The sequence below is a fragment of the Lactobacillus amylovorus DSM 20531 genome, assembly GCF_002706375.1.
GTDB classification, from domain to species: domain Bacteria; phylum Bacillota; class Bacilli; order Lactobacillales; family Lactobacillaceae; genus Lactobacillus; species Lactobacillus amylovorus.
In genome coordinates, this window is the sequence record NZ_CP017706.1 from 833145 (window position 1) to 845382 (window position 12238).

Here is a 12238-nt window from a genome sequence, read left to right on the forward strand (position 1 = left end):
AAACCAAAAAAATTATATGTTATTTTCGGTGAATTGTCAAGGCTAAATGCCTATTACTACTTGACTTTTTCCAATTTTTTGGTAACTTTAGCAACTTCAAATTTCAACTTGCCATGTTGACTGCCAATCTTCAAAGTATCACCTTTTTGAACTTCACCAGTTATCAACATTTCAGCCACTTTATCTTCAATATCATTTTGAATTGCTCTTCTAAGAGGACGTGCTCCGTTTTCTGGATCATAACCATCTTGAACAATCTTGTCCAAAGCAGCACGAGAAAGCTTAAGCGTAATACCCTTCTTTTGCAAACGTTCAATCAATTTGTGAGTAAGCAAAGTAACAATGCTACGCAATTGTTTCTTATCCAATTCATCGAAGACAATTGTTTCATCAATTCTGTTCAAAAATTCTGGACGGAAGAATTGCTTGATTGCTTGTTCAACCTTGCTTTGTCTTTCCTTAGCTTGATCTGCATTGTCAGCATTAAAGCCAACTGCGTTTTGATCAAACAATGAACGTGAACCTAAGTTAGAGGTCATGATAATAACGGTATTTCTAAAGTCGACTTTTCTACCCTTAGAATCGGTCAAAAATCCTTCATCAAGGACTTGTAAAAGCAAGTTAAATACATCTGGGTGGGCTTTTTCTACTTCATCAAGTAAAACTACTGAGTATGGATGACGACGAACTTGTTCTGAAAGTTGACCACCTTCTTCATAGCCAACGTAGCCAGGAGCCGAGCCAATCAACTTGCTTGAAGCAATTTGATCCATATATTCAGACATATCGAGTCTGATCATGTTGTCTTCTGAACCAAACATTGCTGCAGCAACTGACTTAGCAAGTTCAGTTTTACCTACACCTGTTGGTCCTAAGAATAAGAATGAACCAATTGGACGATGTTCATCCTTAATTCCACTTCTGCTACGACGAATAGCGCGAGCAACTGCAGAAACAGCCTTGTCTTGGCCGATAACACGCTTGTGCAAGAGGCTTTCCAGGTTAGCCAATTGACGTGTTTCATTACGCTTCATTTGGGTAACTGGCACACCAGTCCAATCTGAAACAACCTTAGCGATGTCTTCAGGCTCAACGATTGCACTTGCACTTACCTTAGAATGCAAAGTATCGATCAACTTTTCACGTTGTGCTTGCAAGTTATTTTGTTCATCTTGCAATTGAGCAGCCTTAACAAAGTTTTGACTTGCAGCAGCTTCATTCTTTTGATCGATCAAATTCTTAATCTTATCGTTGATTTGCACTAATTTGTCATTAGAGCCGACATTATTGCGGATCTTTACTGCTGCACTAGCTTCATCGACTAAGTCAATCGCCTTGTCTGGTAAAAATCTGTCATAAATGTAACGACTTGATAAATCAACAGCGTCTTCAAGGCTAGCTTCAGGAATAGCTACGTGGTGGAACTTTTCATATTTTGGCTTTAAGCCTTGTAAAATAGCCAATGCTTCTTTTTTTGAAGGTTCGTTAAGACGAACTTGTTGGAAACGACGAGCCAAAGCTTGATCTTTTTCAATGTACTTTTGATATTCATCAAAAGTAGTTGCACCAATCATTTGGATATCACCACGAGCAAGTGATGGCTTCAAAATATTAGAAGCATCGATTGCACCTTCGGCACCACCAGCACCAATCAAGGTATGCATTTCATCAACAAACAAGATGACCTTGCCGTCTTTTGCGATTTCATCCAAGATCTTCTTCATTCGATCTTCGAATTCACCACGGTACTTAGTGCCGGCAACCAAGTTACCCATATTCAGTGCCATGACACGCTTATCAAGTAAATCTTCTGGCACCTTTTTCTTAACGATTTCTGTGGCAATTGCTTCAGCTACAGCAGTCTTACCAACACCGGGTTCACCAACTAAAACCGGATTATTCTTGGTACGACGAGAAAGAATTTGAATTACACGCTTAATTTCTTTATCACGACCAATAACCGGATCAATTGCGCCTTCGCGTGAACGTTGATTCAAGTTAATTGCTACCTTATCCAAGGTAGGTGTCGTGCTAGCTTTCCGCTTCTTTTGTGCTGGTACTGCTGATGTATTATTGGTGCCTAACCAGTTAGCTGAATCGCCGAAGTCTTGGTCTTGTTCCAAGCTATCAATTGCATCTTGGCGCAAACGACCAATATCGACATTTAAGTTCTTCAAAATCATTGCTGACAATACTTGTTCACTAGCAGTTATTCCTAGCAAAACGTGGTTAGTTTGAATTTCTTTATATCCACCTTGATCTGCTTGTCTTTTAGCATAATCTAATGCCAAGCTCAATCGAGGTGACATTTCCATATAACTAGCTTTAGGTGCTGAGCCGTAGCCAGTGTAGCTTTCAATTTCTTCACGCACAGCAGTAGGAGTTAATCCCCATGAGCGGAGAATCTTCCCTGCTTCACCATATGTTTCAATCACTAAAGCTAATAAGACATGTTCTGTTCCAATCAAGCGATGATGGAAATTCTGTGCTTGTTCACGTGCGATTTCCAATACTTGATTAACACTTTTACTATATGAGTTTTCCATACAAACACCACCCTTTAAAATACGCTATGGTATTTTACTTTTATTTTGTCAGTAAGTAAAATAATTTAACTCGCTATCAGTACATTATGAGTAAAAATTACTAATTAAGCAAAAATCGCTTTAGCAATCTCAGTTAAATACTTTTCGTCTGTCTCATCAAAATTGTTTAACTTAGTCGAGTCAAAGTCAAATACACCCCATAATTTTTGATCTTTAAAAATAGGGATAACTATTTCTGAATTTGAAGCACTATCGCAAGCAATATGACCAGCGAATTCATGCACATTAGGGACAATTTGTGTTCTTTCTGTTTGTGCTGCTGTTCCGCAGACGCCTTTGCCCATTTGAATATGCACACAAGCTGGCATCCCTTGAAATGGACCTAAAATCAATTCACCATTTTCAAAACGATAAACTCCAGCAAAATTTACATTAGATAATGAATTAAACAAAAGTGCAGATACATTGGCAGTATTTGCGATCCAGTCTTCTTCGCCATCAACCAATGCCTTCGCCTGTTCTACTAACAATTCATAGTTCTCTTTAGTAGTTGCTACCATATTTATCCCCTCAAGTTTTAATGGCTATTATAACAAAAAGAAATAGGCTGTCCTAACAGACAGCCTATTTTCTATCGGGAAAACGCGATTTGAACGCGCGACCTCTACGTCCCGAACGTAGCGCTCTACCAAACTGAGCTATTTCCCGAAAAAAAAGACTCACCATTCGGTGAGCCTTCTATCTTAGAGCGGAAGACGGGATTCGAACCCGCGACCCCCACCATGGCAAGGTGATGTTCTACCACTGAACTACTTCCGCGACAACAGATATTATTATAGCAAACTTCATTTTCTTTGCAAGACCTTTTTACCAAAAAAGATAAATTTATTTTAGGCACAAAAAAAGCTCACATTCGTGAGCTCTTCATCTTAGAGCGGAAGACGGGATTCGAACCCGCGACCCCCACCATGGCAAGGTGATGTTCTACCACTGAACTACTTCCGCGTAACAAATATTATTATAGCAAATACATTCTTCTTTGCAAATACTTTTTGAAAAAATATTACTTATCTGTTTTTAACTAAGTTAATTTTAGTTATTGTACCGAATTAAAAAAATTGCTACAATATCTTCAATTTAATTAAAGGAGATTTCACATGAGATTATGTACTATTGCTTTCTAAATCAAAATCTTAATATTAGGAAGCGAGAAAAACATGCCAAAATTTAATATCAGAGAATATCAACCAAACGATTATGCTGAAGTATGCCGCAATCACGACGTTAGTCGTAAAGAAGAGCTAACAATTGGTGGTGCGGAAAAATACTTCATACCTTTAGAGACAGCTCCATATAAGGATGATTTTTTCTCCTGCAAAATTTATGTAGCTTATGATGCTGACAGCATATTGGGCTTCGTTGCAGTTCATCCCCAAGAACTGGATTACATTTATGTAGATCCAATTCATCAAAATAAAGGTATCGGGTATGCTTTAGCAACGACAGCTTTTAGGTACATGAGTCGACCAGTTAGTCTTGATGTATTTGCAGAAAATACTAAGGCCAAAAAGCTTTACAAAAAATTAGGCTTTAAGTGTCAAGAAGTTAGATATCAGCAATGGGATTTAAATGATCCTAAAAAATACTCTGATGAAAAAATGATTCTCAATTAAAAAATACATAAACAAAAACTCTTATCCATGCTTAAAACATAGATAAGAGTTTTTTAATTTATAAGATTACTTGTTTTCTTTATTCTTTTTTTCCATATCAGCCTTAACTTCAGCTTCTACGCTTTCAACACGTTCTGGACGCATAGTTGGGAACAAAAGAACATCACGAATAGCTGGAGCATCAGTCAAAAGCATTACCAAACGGTCAATACCGATACCCAAACCACCTGTAGGTGGCATACCGTATTCCATAGCACGAAGGTAATCTTCATCGATCATGTCAGCTTCGTCGTTACCTGCTTCACGTTCTTCCATTTGAGCTTCGAAACGTTCACGTTGGTCGTCAGGATCGTTCAATTCTGAGAAGGCGTTACCGTATTCTTCACCCATGATGTAAATTTCGAAACGATCAGTAAATCTTGGATCGTCAGCATTCTTCTTAGCAAGTGGTGAGATTTCTACTGGGTGACCGTAAACGAAGGTTGGGTCAACAATAGTTTCTTCACAGTACTTTTCAAAGAAGGCGTTAATAATTTGACCAACTTTCCAGAACTTTTCAACGTGGATGTCGTGGTCTTCCGCAATCTTAGTTGCTTCTTCAAGAGTCATTGGCTTCCAGAAGTCAACACCAGTCTTTTCCTTGATCAAGTCAACCATGTGAACGCGACGGAATGGCTTGCCTAAGTCAATGTCAGTACCTTGGTAAGTGATCTTACCGTCATCTGAAACAACCTTAGCTGCAGCACGGATAATACCTTCAGCTTCATCCATAACATCGTGGTAGTCCCAGTATGCTGCGTAACTTTCAAGTTCAGTAAATTCCGGGTTGTGGTGAGTGTCCAAACCTTCGTTTCTGAATACACGGCCAATTTCGTAAACACGTTCCATATCACCAACAATCAAACGCTTAAGTGGAAGTTCCAAAGCAATTCTCATGTAAAGGTTAATATCCAAAGCGTTGTGGTGAGTAATAAATGGACGAGCTTCAGCACCACCAGGAATGTTGTGAAGTACTGGAGTTTCAACTTCCAAGAAGTTTTGACCATTTAAGTAGTCACGAATAGCTTGAATGATTTGAGTACGGTGAACAAAGCGCATGTAGCTGTCACGGTTAGTGATCAAATCAAGGTAACGTTGACGGTAAATTGCTTCAACATCCTTCAAGCCGTGGTACTTGTCTGGTAAAGGACGAAGAGCCTTGGACAAGAATGTTACGTGAAGAGCTCTAATAGTAAGCTCGCCAGTATTGGTCTTCATAACTTCACCATCGATACCTAAGAAGTCACCGATATCTGATTTCTTGAAGATCTTGTAGTTGTCTTCACCAACGATGTCTTTACGTACGTAAATTTGAATCTTGCCAGTACGGTCGTAAAGGTCAGCGAAACCTACCTTACCCTTACCACGCTTAGCAAGCATACGACCAGCAATTTTGGTCTTAGGCATGTCATCGTTTAATTCATCTTTATCTTCTTTGCCATACTTTTCTTCTAAAGTACTTGCTAAATCTTGACGATCAAATTTTCTTTGGCCAAATGGTTCAATTCCATTTTCGCGCATTTCGTCCATCTTTTGGCGACGAACTCTTAATTGGTCGTTCATTTCATTCTTTGCCAATTTATCTTTCCTCCATTTATTCGTTCTTTGTCGCGCGCCGTGCAACACGAGCTTCTTCTCTTTTTTCGTATTCATCTACAAAGTTATCAAGCAAGTCATACACTTCTTGACGCGTCCAGACCTCATTTATTTTAGCACGAGTACGGGCCGAACGGGGAATTCCCTTTAAATAGTATGCAGCTTGTTGACGAAATTCAGGAACTGCCCGCTTTTCGCCGTGAATTTTAATCAATCCTTCAAGCTGATGCTTGGCTGTTTCAACTTTTTCACGCACAGTTTGTGGTGGCAAAGTTTCACCAGTCTCTAAATAATGTACCATATCCTGCAAAATCCAAGGATTACCTAGTGCGGCACGTCCTACCATCACTGCAGTACAACCAATTTCATCTAGAGCCTTCTTAGCAAGCTCAGGGGTTCTGATATCGCCGTTTGCTACGAATGGTACATCCAAAACTTGGGCAACATCATGCAAAACTCCCCAATCAGCTTCACCTTGATACATTTGCTTTCTAGTTCTACCATGCATTGCAATCATGCTGGCACCTGCTTCTTGAGCAGCCAATGCATTTTCTACGGCAAAAATATGCTTGCGATCCCAACCAATTCTCATTTTAACAGAAACTGGTTTTTGCACATTCTGTACCACGGCATGAACCATTTGATAAATCTTGTTAGAATCAAGAAGCCATTTAGATCCTGCATCAGTTTTAGTAACTTTAGGTACAGGACAACCCATGTTGATATCAATGATATCAGCATCAGTATGTTGATCAACGTATTGAGCAGCTTGTAGCAATGTTTCTTCGGTCCCTCCGAAGATTTGAATACTCATTGGGTGTTCTCTTGGGTCAACATCCATCATGCTCAAAGTTTTCTTATTTCGATAAATAATCCCATGATCTGAGATCATTTCGCAGACAACCAGCCCAGCTCCGAATTCCTTACATACAACGCGGAATGCTGAGTTTGAAACTCCCGCCATCGGCGCAACAACAACTCGGTTTGGAATGGTGATATCGCGAATTTTCCAGCTGTTATCCACCAAATCATCCTTTCAAAATACCCTATTATAATATCAAAAAAGCCCCAGAGGATAAAACCTTAGGACTTTTTAATTAAAATTAATAATCTTTGTCGTCTTTTTTCTTGGCTAAAATTTCTTTCAATTCATCTTCAGTGTAGTGATATTTGTTGCCACAGAAGTTGCAAGTAAGTTCAGCACCGTGATCTTCATCGATCATAGCTTTTAATTGTGAGGACTTCAAGGTTTCAAGGATTCCAGCGTACTTTTTCTTTGAACAGTCACAGCTGAATGCAACGTCGTCTTTTTCAAGGATCTTGCAGTCAGTACCTAAAATCTTGCGGGCCAAATCTTCTGGAGTCATTCCGTCTAAGAATGAAGTTGAAAGAGCTGGTAATTCATCGATGCGCTTGATAGTTTGATCAATCAAGGCATCACTTGCACCTGGTAAAGCTTGAAGCATAAATCCGCCGGCTTCACCAATTGAATTATTTGGATTTACAAAAACAGACAAACCAACGGCTGATGGAATTTGTTCTGACTTAGTAAGGTAGTATGCAAAGTCTTCGGCAATTTCACCAGAAACGATTGGCACTTGACCAGTGTAAGGTTCCTTTAAGCCGAGGTCCTTAGTAACTTCAAACCAACCTTGACCAACAGCCTTTTTAACATCAATGTGACCATTCTTCTTAGGTGGCAAAGCAATGTGTGGGTTCTTTACATAGCCCTTAACAGTTAAATCAGACTTGGCAGTTACAATTGTTGGGCCAACTGGACCGTTGCCTAACAATCTAACAGTTAATTCTTCTTTATCAGTAAGTTCGGCACCTGCCAAAAGCAATGAACCTACTAAAGTACGACCAAGTACTGCTGCAGATGCTGACCATAAATCATGACGCTTTTGGGCTTCGCTTACCACACCTTTAGCAGTAATTGTTAGTAAACGTAAATTCTTAGTTTTATCAATTGATTTTACTAAATAATCATTCATCATTTATCCTTCTCTCTAAAAAAATAGAGCCTTTTTCAGGCCCTACTTTTTATTTAATTATCTTTGTGCTCATCGTCTTCTGCAGGTGAATCTGTCTTAGTTGAATCAGTGTTTTGATTCTTTTCAGGATTTTCTGCATTGTGTTCTTCAACTTCATGATTCTTTTCTGATGGAGTTTCCAAAGCATCCTTTTCTTGATCAGCTAAAGCTTGATATGAATCTTTCTTTTCTGCCTTTTCAACTTCACGCTTTTCTGCAGCGGCTTTAGCCTCTTCGTAAGTTGAAGCCTTTGATTCGCTTGGATATTCGCTTTCGTACTTTTCAGGCATCTTACCAGTCTTGTACAAAGACATGATTTGCTTTTCGTCCAAAGTTTCGTATTTAAGCAAAGCTTCCGCAATAATTCTGTGCTTCTCTTTGTTTTCTTTTACGATTTCTAAGGCCTTAGCATGAGCTTCATCCAAGATCTTCTTGACAGCTTCATCAATCTTAGCAGAAGTTGCTTCACTGTATGGCTTGAATCCGTAAGGATTGGTTTCGCCTTCTTTTTCAAGCTCAACCATACCTAAGGAGTCAGTCATACCGTAGTTAACAACCATGCTATGAGCAATTGCTGTAGCTTGTTCAAAGTCGTTTGAAGCACCGGTTGATTTATCACCAATTGTTGCTTCTTCACCAGCACGACCACCCATTAAACCAACAATTTGTTCAAATAATTGTTTCTTAGTCAAAATGAATTGATCGTCTTTTGGAAGCATGATGTTGTAACCACCAGCACGACCACGTGGCACGATAGTTACTTTACGTACAGTTCTTGAATCGCTTAAGACCAAACCACAGATTGAGTGTCCAGCTTCGTGGAAAGCAACTCTACGTCTTTCGGGTTCTGCAATCAAGCGGTCCTTCTTAGCTGGACCAGCGATTACACGGTCTTCAGCTTCATCAATATCTGAAGCAGTAATTTCGGTACCGTTTCTACGAGCAGCTACCAAAGCAGCTTCGTTCAAAACATTAGCTAAGTCAGCACCTACGAAACCAGGTGTTTGACGAGCAACTTCCTTCAAGTCAACGTCTGGAGCAAGCGGCTTGTTCTTGGCATGTACCTTCAAAATAGCTTCACGACCACGAACGTCAGGACGACCAACCAAAACCTTACGGTCGAAACGACCAGGACGAAGCAAGGCTGGGTCCAAAACGTCTGAACGGTTAGTAGCGGCAATGACGATTACGCCTTCGTCGCCTTCGAAACCATCCATTTCAACCAATAATTGGTTCAAAGTTTGTTCACGTTCATCGTTGCCACCGCCGGTGCCGTTACCACGACGACGACCAATGGCATCAATTTCATCGATAAAGATGATACTTGGTGCATTCTTCTTAGCGTTGTTGAACAAGTCACGTACACGACTAGCACCAACACCAACAAACATTTCAACGAAGTCTGAACCTGAGATTGAGTAAAATGGTACGTTAGCTTCACCAGCTACGGCACGAGCAAGCAAAGTTTTACCAGTACCGGGAGGACCCTCAAGTAAAACACCAGATGGGATTCTAGCACCCAATTTAGTGTATTTCGATGGGTCTTTTAAGAATTCAACAACTTCGACTAATTCTTGCTTTTCTTCTTCTTCACCAGCTACGTCAGAGAAACGGACCTTATTCTTAGAAGGATCCTCTGGTTTAACGTGTGAGCGACCGAAGTTCATAATTCCGCCGCTGCCACCACGACCAGCACCGCTTTGGTTCATCATCATCCAAAGCATGACGATAAATAAAACAGTTGGCACAAGCATGACAATGGTTGAAATCCAATTGCCTGATTGTGATTCTCCCTGAGTAGTCATCCGAGCATTACTCTTTTGTGCCAAGTTCTGCACATTATAAACTGTCGAATCATTTTGTAACATGGTAGTAGAGAAGTTAGACACTTTTCTACTTGAGTTATTACTAAAGAAATCAAAACTATTATTTGATTGATTCTTTGTTGTTTGTGCATTCTTGTAACTACCTGTAACAGTGTAGACACCATTAGCAGGTTGAACACTAAAGTTTTTAACTTTGCCTTGGCGTAAATCCTTAACAAATTGTGAGTAGCTGATATTTTCACTACTGCCTCCATTGTTAGAACCGCCGAGTGCCCAGTTGATTCCCCATAGGAGTAGAAGGAACACAACTATATAGAAAAGGCCATTTGAAAGTAGCCTATTCCGGTTATTCTTCATAAAAAACCTCCGCAAAGTCTTCAAGTTATACGTTTAAAATTCTATCACAAAATATGTTGCGACCACTAATATTTTCAACTATTTTGAAGACTTTTTAACATTTATATAAAAAATACTGTTTACCGTTTTCAATCCAATTTTGATTTTGATATGCCACTTCGACAAAAACTGGTTCATCATCTGCATAAATAGTTAGACATAGTGGTCGTAAAGATAATGGAACAGCATGTTCCGCAAATTTTTTCTTTGCTTTGGTTCTTTGACCATCTTGAAGCAAAAGTTTTGCCCCAGGAATCAGTGACCCTGCACTAAAATCCGCTTTTTCTTCAAACCAAAAATCACCTATTTCTGCCTTATCCTTTGCTTTTTGATCAGTTAAAACAAATGTCACACCTTGAAAAGCAAACGGAATATTCAATTGAATCGGATAAGGAACGATCATATTTATTTTTGCTTTTTTAGTCAAATAAAAATAGCCCTGATACTCAATTACGGCAAAATTACCTAAATTTTTATTAACGCGGCGGTGGAATTTTTCCCAGATATTCTTCTGCCAAAAAATATTTCGCTCATTTTCTGGTAAAGCAGTTAATTTTTCACTTTTAATGCGATATGCCTGCCCCAAAAAGGGAGTCAATTGACCAATGTCGTCTACTTTTTGGTCAATAAATTCATCTAAATTAGTCATTTTCTTGCTATAGTTCAAAGCATTCGCAATTAAAGCAGGATTTTCTTTTTTTAGTAGCGGAACAACATGGTGGCGCAGTCGATTGCGCATGGTTTCATCCTCGTTGTTAGTCGAATCCGTGATAAACTCAATGCCATTTTTTTGATCATACTCAAACAGTTCTTGCTTGCTATAAGCCAAAAGTGGCCTAAGTAGGGAAACTCCATGCATTACCCCTACTGCTTGCAAGCTATTCATTTCTTCGGGATTGCCCGAGCGAATAAACTTAAGCAAAATATTCTCTAGCAAATCATCACCATGATGGGCCGTTAACAAATAATCTGCCTTTTCTTTCTTAGCTATTTGAGTCAAAAAAGCATAGCGTGCATCCCTCGCCGCTGCCTCAATCCCTGCAGCCGGCTGCTCATCTTTTGCCCACACTGCCGTAAACAGCGGAATGTCGTACTTCTTGCAATACTCCTGCAAAATTTTAGTCTCGTTTTTACTATCGCTGCGCAATTGATGATCAAAATGAGCCGCAATTACCTGCACCTTCATCTTCTGCAACATATCGAGTAAGGCCATCGAATCCGGCCCCGCACTTGCCGCTACCAAGAATTTTTTATTATTCAGCTCGATGCCGTTATCTTCAAAAAAATCATTAATCTTCATAAATTTACCCAACAAAAAATGGCCCACTACAGGCCATTTTCTAATTTTCAGTTAACACTTGCTTTAACTCGGCAATTTCTTTTTTGGCATCTTTAGCCGTCTTATTTAGAACTTGATCAAATTCAGCAGGCTTTACATCTGAAAATTGATTATCATGATCAATTAACTTCGGATCATTCACACGAGTAATCGACAAATTAAATCTGCCCTTATGAATATGAACGACAACTACGCGGACTTCTTGTCCAACCTTGTATTGCCGTCTTTCTCTTGGCCAATTATTGCCAAAATCACCATGGTGAACTAATCCTGAATGCTTATTTGGCAAAGTAACGAAAATTCCTAAGTTAGTAATATTGTTAATTACTCCCGTTACTCGATTGCCAGCTTGGTATCTTTCCATTAATTATCGTTTCCTTCGTGGACGTTATAAATCTTCTCATTATTTTTAGAGTAATAGAACTTATAACGAATTAGCTTTGCAACATAATTTGGATCCTTTAGATCCTGTCTTTTCGTTGTCAACTCACGATCTTTAGCTTTCACTTGAGCTAAAGTTTGTTTTTCAGCTTCAACTTGGTTATTTATTCGTCCAGTTTGAGAAATCTTAATTGCAATTTGTACGCCTAATACAACAAAGATAATTGCAAAAACAGCAATTATTCTGTTCAATCTTACACGATGCACTTCTTTTTCTCTTTTAGCCTGTTTACGTTTTAAACGCGCCCTTTGCTCTTCTGGACTCATCGAATTATAAATACGTGGACCATGATTCATTTTTGTTAATCCCCTATTGCTTGTTACTGTAAATGCAATCAAGTTAAGTATA

Annotated in this window: 10 protein-coding genes and 3 tRNA genes; 1 reads left to right on the top strand and 12 read right to left on the bottom strand. The window is 39.2% G+C overall.

Translation table 11 applies throughout. The features are described 5' to 3' along the window. Positions 1-56: 56 nt before the first annotated feature. The 5 genes from LA20531_RS04435 to LA20531_RS04455 all read right to left on the bottom strand — a co-directional run bounded on the left by LA20531_RS04435 (position 57) and on the right by LA20531_RS04455 (position 3551). A complete protein-coding gene (locus LA20531_RS04435) occupies positions 57-2546 on the bottom strand; it encodes an ATP-dependent Clp protease ATP-binding subunit (RefSeq protein WP_056939882.1) in 2490 nt (829 codons plus the stop codon). Between the two features lie 104 nt (positions 2547-2650). Beyond that, the gene (locus tag LA20531_RS04440; RefSeq protein ID WP_056939883.1) at positions 2651-3106 is read right to left on the bottom strand and encodes a GAF domain-containing protein; all 456 of its coding nucleotides are present in this window, start codon (positions 3104-3106) and stop codon (positions 2651-2653) included. Between the two features lie 74 nt (positions 3107-3180). Next, positions 3181-3254, bottom strand: a tRNA-Pro gene (locus LA20531_RS04445). A 39-nt stretch (positions 3255-3293) separates the two neighbouring features. Continuing rightward, a tRNA-Gly gene (locus LA20531_RS04450) sits at positions 3294-3365 on the bottom strand. Positions 3366-3479: 114 nt separating this feature from the next. After that, positions 3480-3551, bottom strand: a tRNA-Gly gene (locus tag LA20531_RS04455). 212 nt (positions 3552-3763) lie between these two features. Between LA20531_RS04455 and LA20531_RS04460 the strand changes: the two genes are divergently transcribed. Further along, entirely contained in the window at positions 3764-4219 is a 456-nt protein-coding gene (locus tag LA20531_RS04460) for a GNAT family N-acetyltransferase (RefSeq protein ID WP_056939884.1), read from the top strand. A gap of 66 nt (positions 4220-4285) precedes the next feature. Here the strand turns inward: LA20531_RS04460 and lysS are convergent, their stop codons facing one another. The 7 genes from lysS to LA20531_RS04495 form a co-directional block, all read right to left on the bottom strand. Continuing rightward, positions 4286-5836, bottom strand: a complete 1551-nt coding sequence (gene lysS, locus LA20531_RS04465; RefSeq protein WP_056939885.1) for a lysine--tRNA ligase — start codon at positions 5834-5836, stop codon at positions 4286-4288. 16 nt (positions 5837-5852) lie between these two features. Next, complete coding sequence (gene dusB, locus LA20531_RS04470; RefSeq protein WP_056939886.1) at positions 5853-6878, bottom strand: tRNA dihydrouridine synthase DusB; 1026 nt, start codon at positions 6876-6878, stop codon at positions 5853-5855. A 79-nt stretch (positions 6879-6957) separates the two neighbouring features. After that, a complete protein-coding gene (hslO, locus tag LA20531_RS04475) occupies positions 6958-7848 on the bottom strand; it encodes an Hsp33 family molecular chaperone HslO (protein ID WP_056939887.1) in 891 nt (296 codons plus the stop codon). A 53-nt stretch (positions 7849-7901) separates the two neighbouring features. Further along, a complete protein-coding gene (gene ftsH, locus LA20531_RS04480; protein ID WP_056939888.1) occupies positions 7902-10070 on the bottom strand; it encodes an ATP-dependent zinc metalloprotease FtsH in 2169 nt (722 codons plus the stop codon). Between the two features lie 94 nt (positions 10071-10164). Then, positions 10165-11409 carry a tRNA lysidine(34) synthetase TilS gene (gene tilS, locus LA20531_RS04485; protein ID WP_056939901.1) on the bottom strand — a complete coding sequence of 415 codons (1245 nt, stop codon included), beginning with the start codon at positions 11407-11409 and terminating at the stop codon, positions 10165-10167. Between the two features lie 40 nt (positions 11410-11449). Continuing rightward, positions 11450-11812, bottom strand: coding sequence for a S1 RNA-binding domain-containing protein (locus tag LA20531_RS04490; RefSeq protein ID WP_056939889.1), 363 nt, complete (start codon positions 11810-11812; stop codon positions 11450-11452). Continuing rightward, positions 11812-12186 (bottom strand): septum formation initiator family protein, encoded by a 375-nt coding sequence (locus LA20531_RS04495; protein WP_013437115.1) that lies wholly within the window; start codon positions 12184-12186, stop codon positions 11812-11814. The genes LA20531_RS04490 and LA20531_RS04495 overlap by 1 nt, the downstream gene beginning before the upstream one ends. Between the last annotated feature and the right edge of the window lie 52 nt (positions 12187-12238).